The sequence below is a fragment of the Baekduia sp. Peel2402 genome (assembly GCF_052567285.1).
Genome location: NZ_CP199582.1, coordinates 3621436 through 3637151, shown reverse-complemented (window position 1 = coordinate 3637151; position 15716 = coordinate 3621436). Strand labels below are relative to the sequence as shown.

The following is a 15716-nucleotide window of genomic DNA, read 5'->3' as shown; positions in this document are numbered from 1 at the left end:
CAGTCATGCTGAACGCACGCCGAGCCGCCATCGCTGTGGCCGCTGTCCTTGCATCGCTCGCCGCCGCCGCGGCGCCCGCCTCCGCCGGCATCTGGTCGCCGGTCGCCTCCGGGACGACCGCCGACATCACCGCCGTCGACTACGTCGCCCCCGGCTCGATCGTCTACGGGACGGCCGCTGGCGCGCTCCTGAAGGGCGGCGCCGTCAAGAACAACACAAACGTCGGCCTCTCCGTCAACGACATCGCCTTCAACCCATCGGGCACCGTCGGCCTGGCGGCGTTCAACGGCGGCAAGCTGATGCGGACCACCAACGGCGGCGAGACCTGGTCGGCCGTCTCCCTCGCCACCTCGACGCGCACCAGCGCGAGCCCGTGCTCGGGCGACCCGACAGCCGCCGGGGCGCCGACCGGCAGCCTCACGGCGATCAGCTGGGGCGACGACGCCACGGTCTACGTCATCGGCGACGACCGCGGCATGGTCCTGAGGTCCATCGACAACGGCGCGAGCTTCTCCGACGCCAGCCGCCAGCCCAACGGCACCTGCCGCGTGCCCGGCAACGTCGCGCTCAGCGACGTCGAGGCGGTCTCGCCGACCGTCGTCTACGTCCTGACGTACTACTTCGGCGAGCGCTACTTCACCGCTGACGGCTTCGCCAACCCGGCCGTCCGCCAGCCCGACGGCTCGGTCAACTGCTACCAGGAGCGCGCCCGCATCGCCGTCGACCGCGACGCCCCGAACCGGATCTGGGTCGTCGACGCCTGCGCGAGCAACCTCTCGATGGGCTTCAGCCCCAACAGCGGGTCGGACTTCGAGTTCATCACCGACCTCCCCAACGGCGACAAGTACGCGCTGTCCGGCCTCAACGGCGTGTCGGTCGCGGGCGGCTCGGCGCTGATCGCCGGCAACGGCGGCCAGATCCTCGTCGACCCCGACGGCCCGAAGGCCTACGTCCAGAAGGCCGACGGCGCCGACGCCACCACCGCCTGGCTGGCCGTGGACAAGCTCGATGCCGGCAACGCGGTCGTGGCCGGCCGCGGCGGGCGCATCGTCACCTCGACGACGGCCAACGCGATCCCCGACGTCGTGGCGCCGGCCGGGACGATCTCCGGGCCGTCGAAGGCGACGGTCGGGACGCCGGTGACCTACACGGCCAACGTCGCCGACAACGCGGGCGGCAGCGGGATCGACCCCGCGTCGTTCGCCTGGTCGGCCACCGGCGTGCCCAACGCGACCGGCAACCCAGCGACGTTGGCGTTCCCGTCGGCCGGCTCCTACACGGTCACCGTGACGTTCAAGGACCTCGCGGGCAACAGCGGCTCGGCCACCTACGGCGTGTCCGTCGGCGCCGCGACCCCAACGACGCCCGCCAAGCCCAAGAGCCCGACCAAGACCACCACCGCCGCAGTCCCCGGCGCCACGATCAAGCTCGGCACGCCGAACACGTGCGTCTCGCCGGGCCGGACGTTCAAGGTCACGCTCACCTGGAAGAAGCAGAAGCGCAAGGGCAATCGCTTCGTCAAGGTCCGCCGCGCCGACTTCTACATCGGCTCCAAGCGCGTGAAGATCGACAAGAAGGCGCCCTACACGCAGAAGCTGACGGTGAAGGCTGGGACCAAGTCCGGCTCGACGATCACCGTGCGTGCCCGGGCCTACATCAAGGTCTCCAAGGGCAAGTCGCCGACGAAGTCGATCAAGGCCACGATCAAGGTCTGCTGAGGCAAAGCTCCGAGGGGGTCGTGGGCATGACGCCCAATCGGGCTATCGGTCCGTAATCTTTGGCCTATGGCCACGACCCCCGAGGAGCGTCTCACGGTCGCGCCGATCGTCGGTCCCGACGATCCGCGCCACTTCACGGACTCCGGCATCGAGATCAAGCCGCTCTACACGGCGGCCGACGTGCCGGCCGACCTGGAGCTCGGCGAGCCGGGCGAGTTCCCTTACATCCGCGGCCCGCACCGCGAGATGTACCGCAAGCAGTTCTGGACGATGCGCCAGTACGCGGGCTACGCCTCGGCCAAGGAGTCCAACGAGCGCTACCGCTACTTGCTGTCCAAGGGCGGCACCGGGTTGTCGATGGCCTTCGACCTGCCGACCCAGCTCGGGCTCGACAGCGACAACGCGCGCTGCCTGGGCGAGGTCGGCCGCACCGGTGTCGCGATCGACACGATCGACGACATGCGCACCGCGTTCGACGGCATCCCGCTGGACCAGGTGTCGACGTCGATGACGATCAACGCGCCCGCCGCCTGCCTGATGTTGTTGTACGAACTGGTCGGCGAGGAGCAGGGCGTCGAGTCAAAGCTCCTGCGCGGCACCACGCAGAACGACGTGCTCAAGGAGTACATCGCGCGCGGCAACTACATCTACCCGCCGGAGCCGACGATGCGGCTCACCACGGACCTGTTCGCCTACTGCAAGGAGAACATCCCGAAGTGGAACACGGTGTCGATCTCCGGCTACCACTTCCGCGAGAAGGGCTGCTCCGCCGTCCAGGAGGTCGCGTTCACGCTGTCCTCGGGCATCGCCTACGTGCAGGCCGCGGTCGACGCGGGCCTGGCGGTCGACGACTTCGCCCCGCGCCTGGCGTTCTTCTTCAACGGCCACAACAACGTCTTCCAAGAGGTCGCGAAGTTCCGCGCCGCCCGGCGGATGTGGGCGCACATCATGCGCGACCGCTTCAAGGCGCAGAACCCCAAGTCGATGATGTTGCGCTTCCACACGCAGACCGGCGGCGTGACGCTCACCGCCCAGCAGCCGGAGAACAACATCGCGCGCGTGGCGCTACAGGGCTTCGCCGCGGTCTGCGGCGGCACCCAGTCGCTGCACACCAACGGCTACGACGAGGCGCTCGCGCTCCCGACCGAGCGTGCCGCCAAGATCGCGGTCCGCACCCAGCAGGTCATCGCCCACGAGTCGGGCGCGACCGACACGGTCGACCCGTTCGCGGGGTCCTACTTCATCGAGTCGCTGACCGAGGAGATCGAGTCGCGGGCGTCCGAGCTGATCGCCAAGGTCGACGAGCTGGGCGGCAGCGTCAACGCGATCGAGTTCATCACCGGCGAGATCGACGAGTCGGCCTGGGGCTACCAGGAGCGCTACCGCCTCGGCCAGGACATCGTCGTCGGCGTCAACAAGTACGAAGAGGACGAGATCGAGGTCCCGGACCTCCTGCGCGTCGACCCCGAGTCCGAGAACCAGCAGGTCGCGCGCCTGAAGGCGTTCAAGGAGAACCGCGACCAAGCGCAGGTCGACGCCCAGCTCGAGCGCCTGCGCAACGCCGCCCGCGGCACAGACAACGTCTTGCCCTACATCAAGGACGCGCTGCGCGACAAGGCGTCGCTCGGCGAGGTCTGCGGCGCGATGCAGGACGTCTTCGGCAAGTACCAGCCGAAGTTCTGATGACCATGCTGGCGATCACCTTCTACAGCGTCGTGCTGTCGGTGCACATCATGGCCGTCGTCGTCGCGTTCGGGGTCTCGTTCGCCTACCCGGCGTTCATCCCGTGGGCGCGCCGGACGCACCCGGAGGCGATGCCGTTGATCCACGACATCAGCGGGCGCCTGGGCCGGTTCGTGATGTCGCCCGCGATGGTGCTCGTGCTGCTCTGCGGCATCTACTTAGCCTCTGACGCCGACGTCTGGGACCAGGCGTGGGTGTCGGTCCCGCTGCTGATCCTGATCGTCATCGGCGCGCTGGGCGGCATGGTCTTCGCGCCGTCAGAGCGCAAGCTGGCCGAGCTGGCCCAGCGCGACCTCGCCACCGGCGGCGAGCTGTCGGCCGAGTACGACGCGCTGTTCGCGCGCGTGCGGTTCTTCGGGTACATCACGATGGCGCTCGTGCTGATCGCCATCTTCTTCATGGCCGCCAAGCCCGGGGCCTAGGCGTCACTTCTTCTTGGAGGCCTTCTTGACCGTGACGGTCATGGTCATGTCGTCCTCGTGCTGGGTGCAGTACAGCTTGTAGGTCCCGGCCTTCTTGAAGGTGTAGGAGTACGAGCCGGCGCCCTGGGTCGGGGAGTGGAAGTCGGTCGGGCCGCTGTCGACGTAGACGTCGTGGAGGCTGAAGCCGTTGGCGTGCCAGACCCACTTGACCTTGTCGCCGACGTGCACCGTCAGCTTGCCGGGGTCGTAGTAGTCGTCGTTGACGCCGACGGTCCGCGTCTTGCCGTGGTGCGACGCCCCGGCGAACGCGACCGGCGCGGCCGCGGCCATAAAGGCCGCGGCCACGATCGCGGTGCGACCGATCATTCGGTGACCGTGATCTTCCCGGTCATGAACGTGTGGATCGCGCAGAAGTAGGAGTACGTCCCCGGCTTGGAGAACGAGACCTGGACCTTCTGCGGGAACGGCGACTTGGCGTCGCCGTCGAGGACGCCAGAGTTGACGACCCCGTCGCCGTGGTTGGACCCGTCGAGGACGATCGGCTGCCCGGGCGCCTCGGTCGCGAACGCCCACTGGGGCCCGAACGCGAGCGTCGGCGGGCCGTTGGTGCCGGTGCCGGGCAGCGGGCCGATGAACGTCGCGTCCGCGGCCTTGATCGCCTTCTTGACGTCCTTGGCGAACGTGAACGTGTGGTCTTCGCTCGTCCCGGCGGACATCGTCAGCGTGATCGGCGTGCCGACCTTCGTGGTCAGCGTCGACGGCGTGTAGCGGTACAGGACCGCGGACTTCTTGTCGGGACCGGCGATCACCGTGTCGGCGGGCGCCTTCTCCTTGTCGACCTGCTTGAGCGCCGCGATGCCCCGGTCCATCTGGGCCTTGGCGCGGGCGGCGTCCGCCTTGGCCGACGGGACCGCCTTGCTCTTGGCGACGACGGCGACCGTGCCCTTCATGCCCGGATGCAAGACGCAGTAGTAGGTGTAGCTCCCGGCCTTGGGGAACTTCACGACGAACGGCTTGGGCGCTTCGCCGGTCGGGAAGCCGGAGCCGAGCTCCTGCGTCCCGTCGTAGGCCTTGCCCGACCCGGAGCCGATGCCGACGATCGCCGGGATCACCGGCGTGCCCTGGCCGTTGAACCAGAACGGCTGCCCGGCGGCGTCCTTGGCGTCGGCGATCGGGTGCGTGGCGTCCAGGGACGCCAACGGCGGCGGAGCCTCGCCCTGCTTCGGGAAGTTCACGAGGTGGAACCCGAACGGCGCGAACTTGACCGAGTCGCCCACGTGGACCTTCACGGACGTCGGGAAAAACTGGTTGAGGTCGCCGTTCTTCGGCGTGCCTTTGGGCGCCTTCTTGACCGGTGGGCCGAGCGCGACGGTCTTGGTCGCGGCGAGCGCCGCACCCGGCAGAGCGAGCGCGCAGGCCGCGAGCGCGGCGATGGCGGTGAGACTTCGGTGGTGGTGCACGATGAACACAACTCCCCAGTTGCGGATGGTCATGGATACGGCTGGACAGGAACCAGCTCCCGCGCTGGGCACCGCGGGCCGAACATAAGCGAAAGTGAAGACTCGGTGAAGGTGGGGACCACCACATCGGGGAATGCCCTAACGGAACCACCGGGGTACGGGTAACCGCACCTGTCGCGGGAGAACGCTTGCAGGATCGCCGTGACGGGAGGGAAGCGGGGCCTCCGAGGCGAAACCCGGCCCGATGCCCGAGCCACGCGCCCAGCGCACCCTCGTGAAGTCCCCGCCCGAGATCTGGGCCGAGATCAGCGACGCCGGCACGCTCGCCCGCCACCTCGGCGAATTCGGCGAGATCCGCATCACGGAAGTGAAGGCCGAGACCACCGTCGTCTGGGAGGGCGACACCGCACGCGGCACGGTGAGTCTCGAACCTTCCGGCTGGGGCACGCGGGTGACGATCACGGCAGAGGCCAAGCCGGTCGAGGCGGAGGCGGAGCCCGAGCAGCCCGCCTCTGAGCCGATCGCGGAGGCCGAGCCCGCCGCGGAGGCGCCCGTCGCGGAGGCGGAGCCGATCGAGGAGCCCGCCGAGCCCGTCGCGGACGCGGAGCCCGAGCCCCTCGCCGAAGAGCCCACGCCGGAGCCGGTCGCTGCCACGCCCGCTCCCGCACCTCGCAAGCGCGGCTTCTTCGCGCGTCTCTTCGGCCGCAAGGCCGAGCCGGCCGCGATCGCCGAGCCGCCCGCGTCCGAGGACAAGCCGGCCTCCGTCCCTCCGCCCGCCCCGAAGGCGCCCACGGCCTCCGTCGCCCCGCCCGCCCCGGCACCACCCGTGGTCGCCGAGACGCCGGCCGCCGAAGCGACCCCGATCGCCGACGCTTCGCCGGCGGTCGTCGAGCCCGAGCTCGACGGCGAGATCGTCGCGACCGCCGCCGCGATCGACCCGGAGCACATCGAAGCGGTGCTGGTGGGCGTGCTCGACGATCTCGGGTCCGCGCACCACCGGCCGTTCTCGCGCGGGTAGCGTCCGCGCGCCAACTCGGACGACCGTCCAGACCGATCAACCTCCCTTCCCGGTCTGCCGATCCGGCAGTCCATGGGGGACAAGACGTTCGGGTTGACCGGCAAGGGCTCGCCGGTCACCGCCATCCTGCTGGTGGCGATCGGCCTGGTCTTCACCCCGTTCCTCGCAGGGGCCGGGGACGCCATCGCGTCGACCGCCGGCGCCATCGGCGTTGCCGTCCTCGCGCTGCTGGGCTTCGGCACGCTGGTGCGCCGCGAGCTCAACCGCAGCCGCGGGGTTCGGCGCCTCACGATCAGCGCCGACCGCATCACGATCGAGCACCCCGATCCGCTGCGCGCCCCGCTGCACCTCCCGCGCGAGTTGATCCGCGCGATCGCCATCGACGAGTCCGGCGACCCGCACGTGCGCCTGCCGGTCGTCCGCGAGTTCTCGTGGTCGGCGCCAACCGCCGCGCCCGACGGCCTGGAGGGCTTCCTCTGGACATCAAGCGACGGCGACACGCTCCTGCCGGTCCTCGGCGGCCCGAAGGACAAGCCGACGGTCGCGATCGTCCTGCGCCACCCCGCCACGTTCGAGGCGGCCCGCGCCGCGCGCGCCCGCGGCGCCGACGCCCGCAACGGCCGCACGACGCTTGACCGTGAGCGCCACGTGATCGGCCTGATGCTCGCGGTCGCCGACCCGGCCGCGCTGACCGCAGCGCTCGCCGACTGGCCCGAGCGCGTCGAGGCGATCACGACCAGCCACTTCCGCCCTGAGCCAGAGGACGCCGCCCAGCCCGCGGCCGCCGCCACCTCGGAGACGCCCGCCCCGCCGGCACAGGCACCGCCGCCGCCAACGCCCCTCGCCTCCGTCGCGCCACCGCCCAGCACGCCCGCGCCCGAGCCCACCGTCGACGCCCTCGACCTCCCGCAGCCCCGCTCGGTCGCCGCCACCCGCCGCGTCGCGCTGCTGCTCGCCCTCGGCTTCGCGATCCCCTTCGCGCTGCTCAACGCGGGCCTGTTCGGGCTCAGCTTCTGGATGCTCTCCAGCGGCCGCCACATGTGGTTCTGGCTCCCGGCCGGCCTGGCCATCGGCATGCTCTACGCGGTCCTGTACCGCGAGCCCGGCGATGAGCCCGGAGTCCCGCTCGACGCCGCCGCCGCGCCCGAGCTGCACGCGTTCATCGCCGACGTCGCCGCCCAGATCGAGGCACCCGTCCCGACCGCGGTCCGCCTGACGCTCGCGCCCCAGGACGCGATCAGCGCCAGCCACGACGGCGCCACGCTGTACCTCGGCCTCCCGGCGCTCGCCGTCTACGACCGCGACGCCCTGCGCGCGCTCATCGCTCACGAGCTGGCCCACCACGGCCGTCGCCACACCGGGGTCGGCGTGATCACCGGCTGGACCTTCACCGCGCTGGACCGCCTGCACCGCCACCTCCTCGACCTGGAACACGGCGGACGCCTCCTGGCCTACCCGGCCGCCGGCGCGCGCGCCATGACCGGCCGCTACGCCGCGTTCGCCGCGCCGATCGTCATCGCGCTCAGACGCCATCACGAGATCGAGGCCGACCACGTCGCCTCCGCCGCGGTCGGCCCCGCCGTCGCCATCGCCGAGCTGGAGCGCTACTACGCGCTGAGCGAGGCCTTCGACGGCTGGACCGCCGACGTCCTCCTCCCGGCCCTGGAGTCCGGCCACCGCCCGCCGCTGGCCGCGGGCTTCGCGGCCTATCTGGAGCGCCCGGAGGTCCGGCGACGCACCGAGGCCGCGGTCGACGCCGGTCGCTGCCTGCTGACGCTGGATCCCGCCCGCACCCACCCGCCGCTCGGCGTCCGCCTGGCGATCGCCCGCAGCGTGCCGGCGGTGGCTCGTCCGCGCGACCGCCGCCCCGCGATTGCGCTGCTCGATCGCCTCGACCTGCGCGAGCAGGAGCTGCTCGCAGGCTTCGCTGGCGCTGACCGCGTCGCGACGCTGCAGCCGGTGCAAGCGGCGGCCTGAGCGCACCCGATCGGGCCGCGAACTAGAGTTCGCCGCCGCATGACCCAGCGCGAGAAGAACCCCGAGACCTTCGAAGAGAAGCTGGCCCAGCTCAACGAGCTGCGCGAGGCCGCGATGCACTCCTCGCCCGAGGCCGAGGAGAAGCAGCACGCCCGCGGCAAGATGACGGCGCGTGAGCGGATCGAGAAGCTGCTCGATCCCGGCTCCTTCCAGGAGCTCGACACGTTCGTGCGCCACCGCACGATCGACTTCGACATGCAGAAGACGCGTCCGTGGGGCGACGCGGTCGTGACCGGCCACGGCACGATCGACGGCCGCCGCGTCTGCGTCTTCTCCCAGGACTTCACGGTCTTCGGCGGCTCGCTGGGCGAGGTCATGGCCGAGAAGATGTGCAAGATCATGGACTTGGCAGCCAAGATCGGCTGCCCCGTGATCGGCATCAACGACTCGGGCGGCGCGCGGATCCAGGAGGGCGTCGTCTCGCTCGGCGCCTACGGCGACGTCTTCACCCGCAACGTCAAGTGCTCGGGCGTGATCCCGCAGATCTCGCTGATCATGGGCCCGTGCGCGGGCGGCGCGGTCTACTCGCCGGCGATCACCGACTTCATCTTCATGGTGAAGGAGTCCTCGCACATGTTCATCACCGGCCCTGACGTCATCAAGACGGTCACGGGCGAGGAGGTGGACTTCGAGTCGCTCGGCGGCGCGATGACCCACAACTCGAAGTCGGGCGTCGCGCACCTCGCCGCCGACGACGAGGACCAGCTGATCGAGGACACCCGCTACCTGGTGTCCTTCCTGCCGCAGAACAACCTCGAGACGCCGCCGCGGCTCCACCCGACCGACGACCCGGACCGCCAGGACGAAGAGCTCGACACGGTCGTCCCCGACAACCCCAACAAGCCGTACGACATGCGGAACGTCATCCGCCTGGTCGTCGACGACGGGGAGTTCTTCGAGATCCACGAGCACTTCGCCAAGAACATCGTCTGCGGCTTCGCCCGTCTGGACGGGTTCAGCGTCGGCGTCGTCGGCAACCAGCCCGCCCACATGGCCGGCGTGCTCGACATCGACGCCTCCGCCAAGGCCGCGCGCTTCGTCCGGACCTGCGACGCCTACAACATCCCGATCATCACGCTCACCGACGTCCCCGGCTTCCTGCCGGGCACCTCGCAGGAGTGGGGCGGCATCATCCGCCACGGCGCGAAGCTGTTGTACGCCTACACCGAGGCGACGGTCCCGAAGATCACCGTGATCACCCGCAAGGCCTACGGCGGCGCCTACGACGTCATGGCCTCCAAGCACCTGCTGGCCGACTTCAACTTCGCTTGGCCGCAGGCCGAGGTCGCCGTCATGGGTCCCGAGGGCGCGGTCAACATCATCTACCGCCGCGACCTCGCGTCCTCCCCGACGCCCGACGAGCGGCGCAAGAAGCTGATGGATGACTACAAGGCACGCTTCGCGAACCCGTACTCCGCCGCCGAGCGCGGGTACATCGACGACGTGATCCTCCCGCACGAGACGCGCCCCAAGCTCATCAACGCGCTGCACACGCTCCAGACCAAGCGCGAGCCGGGCCCGAAGCGCAAGCACGGCAACATCCCGCTGTAGCTCGACCTGGCGTCAAGCGTCGTTGGTGAGGAGCGCGACCGCTTGCGGTGGCGCTCCTTCTCGTTGGCCGATCATCGAGGAGAAGGAGCCGGGGCTCGGGCGTTAGTGGCGCCTCGCAGGGCGTGGTTCGGGCCCGAATCCTCGCTTCTCGGAGACCAACGGCACATTGAGGTCGCATAGGAACACGAACATGCCGTTGGTGGCCGAACCGCCCTCCCGAGCCCGGCCCGGCGCTCGCCCACACCACCGGCGGTCGCCACGCCAACCCGGCTCCTTCGCCCTCGGTGAGCAGCCACCCCGCCGCGCACCACCGCACGCGGTCGCGCTCCTCACCAACCGACGCCCGCAGCGCCACTCGCGCCACCCGCCACCCTTACGCCCCTCGGTTGCGCGACGCTACTCACCTCGATACCGTCGCGCCCATGCCCGATCGCTCAGAGGTCGTCATCGCCGGTGGCTCGATCGCCGGCACCGCGCTGGCCACGCTGCTCGGCCGCCAGGGCGTCAGCGTCACGGTGCTCGAGAAGAGCCCGAAGCCCGAGCACTACAAGGTCATGTGCACGCACTTCATCCAGGCGGGCGCGACCCCGGTCTTCGAGCGGCTCGGGCTGACCGAGACCCTGGAGCGCGCCGGCGGCATCCGCAACGGCCTGGAGCTGTGGACCGAGGGCGCCGGCTGGGCCGTGGTGCCCGACGACTCCTACGGGTACTCGATCCGCCGCGAGAAGCTCGACCCGATGCTGCGCGAGATGGCCGCGCGCACGCCGAACGTCACGGTCCGCCAGGGCGTGACGGTCACCGATGTCGCGCGCGACGCGGCCGGCCGCCCGTCCGGGCTGCGCGGGCGGACCACGGACGGCGCGGAGGTCGCGATCGACGCGCAGGTCGTCGTCGGCGCCGACGGCCGCGGCTCCAGCGTCGCGCGTCTGGCCGGCGTCCCTGGCCGCGTCCAGCCCCACGGCCGCATCGGCTACATGGCCTATTACGAAGGCCTGGAGCTCTCGGCGCGCGGCGTCAACCACTCCCAGATGTGGCTCGGCCCCGACACCTACTACGTCTTCCCCAACGACGATGGGTTGACGATCGCCGCCGCGTTCGTCCGCAAGGACCAGACCGCGACCTTCAAGGCCGATCCCGAGGCGGCGATGCACGCCGGCTTCGCCCGCCTCCCGGACGCGCCCGACTTCACGCGCGCGACCCGCGTCTCGCCGGTGATCGGCAAGCTCGACATGCCCAACGTCGTGCGCCCCGCAGGCCGTCCGGGGATCGCGTTCGTCGGCGACGCCGCGCAGGCCAGCGACCCGCTGTGGGGCGTCGGCTGCGGCTTTGCGCTGTTGAGCGCGCAGTGGCTGGCCGACGAGCTCGCCGGCCCGCTGACCGCCGGGACCGACCCCGACGCGGCGCTGGAGCGCTACCGCCGCCACCACCGCCGAATGCTGCTCGGCCACCACCTGCAGATGGCCGACTTCTCCTCCGGCCGCGACCTCCGGGTGACGGAGCGGATGATGTTCCGCGGCGCCACACGCGACCCGCGGAGCGCCGCGCTCGTGGGCGACATCGCCGCGCGCGCCAAGCCGATCGAGCTGACGATGACCCCGCGGCGGATGGCCCGCGCGCTCGCGACGGGGGCGGCCCGATGACGATCTCACCGCCGCACCTGCGCACCACCTCGGTCACCGTCGACGGCGTCCGCTCGCCGGTGATCGAGGCCGGCCAGGCCGACGCCGTCGAGGCCGTCGTCTTCGTCCACGGCAATCCGGGCGTCGCCGAGGACTGGCTCCCGCTGCTGGAGCCGACCGGCGCGTTCGCCCGCGCCGTGGCGATCACGATGCCCGGCTACGGCGACGCCGACAAGCCGCACGACCTGCCCTACACCGTGCCCGGCTACGCGCGCCACCTCGCGGGCGTCCTCGACGCGCTCGGGATCCTGCGCGTCCACCTCGTCCTGCACGACTTCGGCGGCCCGTGGGGCCTGCAGTGGGCGGCCGACCACCCTCAGCAGCACGCGTCGACGACGCTGATCAACACGGGCGTGATCCTGCGCGAAGGCTGGCACGCGCTGGCCAAGGTCTGGCGCACGCCCGGTTTGGGCGAGCTGTTCTTCGCGACCTCGTCGCGCGGCGGCATGCGGCAGTTCATGAAGCGCACGAACCCGCCGACGTTCCCGCAGGCCTACGGCGACCACCTCTACGACCTCTACCAGGACAAGGGCACGCGCCGCGCGGTCCTGCAGCTCTACCGCCGCACGCCGATCGCGCCGCACGTCGCGGCGATCGCGCCCAAGCTGCGCGAGAACCCGCGGCCGGCGCTCGTCGTCTGGGGCGCGAAAGACCCCTACCTGAAGGTGCGACTGGCCGAGCGCCAGCGCGAGGTCTTCCGCGACGCGACCGTGACGATCCTCCCGGACAGCGGGCACTGGCCGCTGGCCGACGCGCCAGACGCGGTGATCGCCGCGGTGCTGCCGTTCCTGCGCGCCCAAACGTCGGCGTCTCTGACGATCCTTCACACGGAGGACACCGCGCGGATGTAGGTTCGCGCCATGCAGACCCGTCGTCAGTTCGTCGCGCGCGCCGGAGGCGCCGCCGCCACCGTCCTCGTCCCCACCGGCTTGGCCACCTCGATCGCCGCGGCCAAGCCGTTCCGCGGCGGCCGCTTCCCGGATGGCGTCGTCGCCGGGGACCCCACGCCGAAGGGCATCAGCCTGTGGACGCGCTTTGACCCGTCCGGCAGCGGCGGGTCCGGCACGATCGAGCTGGAGGTCGCCACCGACAAGGCCTTCAGGAAGGTCGTCACGCGCAAGAACATCAAGACGGGGTCGACGTCCAACCACACCGTCAAGGCGCGCGTCACGGGCTTGAAGGCCCACGAGGAGTACTACTACCGCTTCTCCTCCAAGACGGAGGACTCGACCGTCGGCCGCTTCCGCACCGCACCGCCCGCGGACTCGGGCGCCGAGGTCAAGTTCGCGTTCTTCTCCTGCCAGGACTACACCCACGGCTACTACAACGCCTTGGACGTCATGGCCGACGGCGACTACGACTTCGTGGTCTGCCTCGGGGACTACATCTACTCCGAGTCCTATCACTCGGTCAAGGGCACCAAGACGGCGGTCCGCGACGACACCATCGGCCGCGAGAACCCGACCAACCCGGACATCGTCCGCGAGGCCGTCACGCTGGCCGACTACCGCGCCAAGTACCAGCTCTACCGCAGCGACCCGCTGCTGCGCGCGGTGCACTCGAAGTTCCCCATCGTGATGCTCTGGGACGACCACGAGGTCCAGGACAACTACGTCGGCAAGCCCGCCGACGGCGGCCTCCCGGCCGGCAAGCACTTCAGCCAGGCGCGCAAGAAGGCGGCGCGCAAGGCCTTCTTCGAGAACATGCCGGCGTTCACCAACGGCGAGCGCCTGTACCGCAAGCTGTCGTTCGGCTCGACGGTCGACTTGATCGTCACCGACCAGCGCACCTACCGCGACAACCAGCCCTGCGACGACGCGGTCGTCGCGCCGTGCGCGGACTACAACCAGCCGCGTGACTTCCTCGGCCGCGCGCAGATGAACTGGCTGAAGTCGACGCTGACGGCGTCCAAGGCCAAGTGGAAGCTGATGGCCAACGAGGTGACGATCATGCCGACGCGCGTGCTCGGCACCCCGCCGGCCAACTACACCTACGACACGTGGATCGGCTACCCGCAGGAGCGCGAGGAGCTGCTGACCCACATCCGCGACGGCGGCATCAAGGACGTGGTCTTCCTCACGGGCGACATCCACACGTTCATCGCGGGCGACGTGCGCACCGGCGACGGCGCCACGGGCGACACGGTCGCCACCGAGCTGGTCGGCGGCTCGGTCACCTCCCAGTCGCTGGGCGAGACCGACCTCGACGCGGGCGGCGGGACCAAGATCAAGGGCAACGACGCCAACCCGGCGACGCCGCCCGCGCTGATCGACGCGCTGCGCAACATCAACCCGCACGTCGACAACGCCGACTTCGACCACCACGGCTTCGGCTCGGTGACCGCCTCAACGGCCGGGTTCAAGTGCGAGATGGTGCGCATGCAGACCATCAAGAAGCGCACGACGGCCAAGCTGCCCAGCGCGGACTGGACCTACAACATCGCGCCGGGCTCGCCGTCGATCAAGGGCCAGCACGGCCCGAAGGCCTAGGCCTCGCGCAATGGCTCGCGCAGGGCGCTCGCATTGCGGGCGCGAACTCGCCAGGGGCTCCTTCGCGCGGTGGTGGGCTTCTAGAGGCTGATCGTCTGCGCCTCCACGCGGCCGTCGCGCCAGGCGGCGACGGCCGCGGCGGCGATCGCGAGGTCCTGGATCGCCAGGCCGGTGGAGTCGAAGAGCGTCACGGCCTCCGGACCCGGTCGTCCGGGGGCCTCGCCGGCCAGCACCGCGCCGAGATCCGTGACGCGGTCGCGGGTCACAAGGCCCTCCTCGACCGCGCCGGTCAGCTCGCCGCCGTGCGAGGCCTGGGCCCACTCGTCGCAGAACAGCGCGCACGACGCGACCGCGCCGATCGTCGCCTCCGCCTTGCCGGGGCCGTCGGCGCCGAGCATGTTGAAGTGCTGGCCGGGATGAAGGTCGCCGGCGTCGAGGACGACCTCGGCGCCGGGCGTGACGCAGCAGACGACGTCGGCATCGAGCGCCTGATCGCGCGTGCCGACCGACCACCCCAACTCGCTCGCCAGCGCCTGCGCCGCCTCCGGGCGCGGGTCGAAGCAGACGCCGGGCCCGTAGCCGTCGGCCGCCAGGCAGCGCGCGGCCCACGCGCCGTGCAGGCCGCAGCCGACGATGCCAACCGTCGCCGCGCCATCCTTTGCCAGCGCCCGCGCGGCGACCGGCGCGACCGCGCCCGTGCGCAGCGCGGTCACGCTGCGCGCGTCGAGGATCGCGATCGGCTCGGAGGTGGTCGCATCGCTGACCAGCAGCGTCCCCAGCACCGTCGGCAGCCCGGCCGCCGGGTTGTGCGGGAACGACGAGATCCACTTCAGGATCGCCAAGCCATCGCCCAGCGCGGGCATCGCCCGGAAGTCCCCGTGCGGCGGCGCCTCCAGGTACACCTTCGAGGGCATCACCCATTCGCCGCGGCGATGGCGCAGGAACGCCTCCCGCGTCGCGTCGATCGCAGCACGCGGCGAGACCGCGGCGAGCACCGCGTCGTGGTTCAGGACGGCGACTTCCGGCATGGGGCGGATCGTAGAGCCAGCACCACCTCCAGCACGGGCTAGCACCAGTTCCGGCACCTTTTGCCCGGGTTAGCGTTGCGTCAAGTAGATGCCCACGTTCACCGCTTCCGAGCCCGTCCCCTTCGACCTCCCGCTCGCGCGCGAGGCCTTCGCCACCGCCGGCGCGCTGCAGGCCGCTGCGACGCGCCGCGCCGCCGAGCACGTGACGCCCGACGACATCGCCGTGCTGGAGGCGCTTAACGCCGAGTACGAGACCGCGCTGGCCGACGGCCGCGTCGGCGATGCGATCGCCCACGACACCGCCTTCCACCACCGCTTCTTCGAGCTGGCCGACGACCCGGACCTGCTCGTCTCCGCCGAGCTGATCATGCCGCGCCTGAGCCGCATGGACCTGTGGCTGTTCACGCGCAAGGCGTTCGACCCGTCACAGAACTCCCACCCCGGGATCCTGGCGGCGCTGTGCGCGGGCGACGGCGAGCGGGCGGCGGAGCTGGTCGAGGCGTCGTTCACCGATGCCGGCGAGATGCTCGCGGCGATCGTGGAGCGCAGCTCGCACGCACGCTAGAGGGCG

General features: G+C 70.9%; 13 protein-coding genes. 10 read left to right on the top strand and 3 right to left on the bottom strand.

Features of this window, described 5'->3' with window-relative positions; all coding sequences use genetic code 11:
- The first annotated feature begins 5 nt into the window (after window positions 1–5).
- The 3 genes from ACT01A_RS17770 to ACT01A_RS17760 all read left to right on the top strand — a co-directional run bounded on the left by ACT01A_RS17770 (window position 6) and on the right by ACT01A_RS17760 (window position 3883).
- Complete coding sequence (locus ACT01A_RS17770) at window positions 6–1718, top strand: hypothetical protein (protein ID WP_445148423.1); 1713 nt, start codon at window positions 6–8, stop codon at window positions 1716–1718.
- A gap of 66 nt (window positions 1719–1784) precedes the next feature.
- Window positions 1785–3401 carry an acyl-CoA mutase large subunit family protein gene (locus ACT01A_RS17765; protein WP_445148422.1) on the top strand — a complete coding sequence of 539 codons (1617 nt, stop codon included), beginning with the start codon at window positions 1785–1787 and terminating at the stop codon, window positions 3399–3401.
- 5 nt (window positions 3402–3406) lie between these two features.
- Window positions 3407–3883, top strand: a complete 477-nt coding sequence (locus ACT01A_RS17760; protein ID WP_445148421.1) for a DUF2269 family protein — start codon at window positions 3407–3409, stop codon at window positions 3881–3883.
- A 3-nt stretch (window positions 3884–3886) separates the two neighbouring features.
- On the opposite strand, the gene ACT01A_RS17755 is transcribed toward ACT01A_RS17760, so the two are convergent.
- Both ACT01A_RS17755 and ACT01A_RS17750 read right to left on the bottom strand, forming a co-directional pair.
- Window positions 3887–4249 (bottom strand): cupredoxin domain-containing protein, encoded by a 363-nt coding sequence (locus ACT01A_RS17755; protein ID WP_445148420.1) that lies wholly within the window; start codon window positions 4247–4249, stop codon window positions 3887–3889.
- A complete protein-coding gene (locus tag ACT01A_RS17750) occupies window positions 4246–5376 on the bottom strand; it encodes a hypothetical protein (protein WP_445148419.1) in 1131 nt (376 codons plus the stop codon). The genes ACT01A_RS17755 and ACT01A_RS17750 overlap by 4 nt, the downstream gene beginning before the upstream one ends.
- 211 nt (window positions 5377–5587) lie before the next feature.
- Between ACT01A_RS17750 and ACT01A_RS17745 the strand changes: the two genes are divergently transcribed.
- The 6 genes from ACT01A_RS17745 (at window position 5588) to ACT01A_RS17720 (ending at window position 14117) form a co-directional block, all read left to right on the top strand.
- Window positions 5588–6361: a hypothetical protein gene (locus ACT01A_RS17745; RefSeq protein ID WP_445148418.1), complete on the top strand. Its 774-nt coding sequence runs from the start codon at window positions 5588–5590 to the stop codon at window positions 6359–6361.
- A 72-nt stretch (window positions 6362–6433) separates the two neighbouring features.
- Window positions 6434–8338 (top strand): M48 family metalloprotease, encoded by a 1905-nt coding sequence (locus ACT01A_RS17740; protein WP_445148417.1) that lies wholly within the window; start codon window positions 6434–6436, stop codon window positions 8336–8338.
- A 39-nt stretch (window positions 8339–8377) separates the two neighbouring features.
- Window positions 8378–9949, top strand: a complete 1572-nt coding sequence (locus tag ACT01A_RS17735) for an acyl-CoA carboxylase subunit beta (protein WP_445148416.1) — start codon at window positions 8378–8380, stop codon at window positions 9947–9949.
- Window positions 9950–10371: 422 nt separating this feature from the next.
- Window positions 10372–11589 carry an NAD(P)/FAD-dependent oxidoreductase gene (locus ACT01A_RS17730; RefSeq protein ID WP_445148415.1) on the top strand — a complete coding sequence of 406 codons (1218 nt, stop codon included), beginning with the start codon at window positions 10372–10374 and terminating at the stop codon, window positions 11587–11589.
- The gene (locus ACT01A_RS17725; protein WP_445148414.1) at window positions 11586–12479 is read left to right on the top strand and encodes an alpha/beta fold hydrolase; all 894 of its coding nucleotides are present in this window, start codon (window positions 11586–11588) and stop codon (window positions 12477–12479) included. Before ACT01A_RS17730 ends, ACT01A_RS17725 begins: the two co-directional genes overlap by 4 nt.
- A gap of 9 nt (window positions 12480–12488) precedes the next feature.
- Entirely contained in the window at window positions 12489–14117 is a 1629-nt protein-coding gene (locus ACT01A_RS17720; protein ID WP_445148413.1) for an alkaline phosphatase D family protein, read from the top strand.
- Between the two features lie 80 nt (window positions 14118–14197).
- Here the strand turns inward: ACT01A_RS17720 and ACT01A_RS17715 are convergent, their stop codons facing one another.
- The gene (locus tag ACT01A_RS17715) at window positions 14198–15145 is read right to left on the bottom strand and encodes an ornithine cyclodeaminase family protein (RefSeq protein WP_445148412.1); all 948 of its coding nucleotides are present in this window, start codon (window positions 15143–15145) and stop codon (window positions 14198–14200) included.
- A gap of 88 nt (window positions 15146–15233) precedes the next feature.
- Between ACT01A_RS17715 and ACT01A_RS17710 the strand changes: the two genes are divergently transcribed.
- Entirely contained in the window at window positions 15234–15710 is a 477-nt protein-coding gene (locus tag ACT01A_RS17710; RefSeq protein ID WP_445148411.1) for an FCD domain-containing protein, read from the top strand.
- The last annotated feature ends 6 nt before the right edge of the window (window positions 15711–15716 follow it).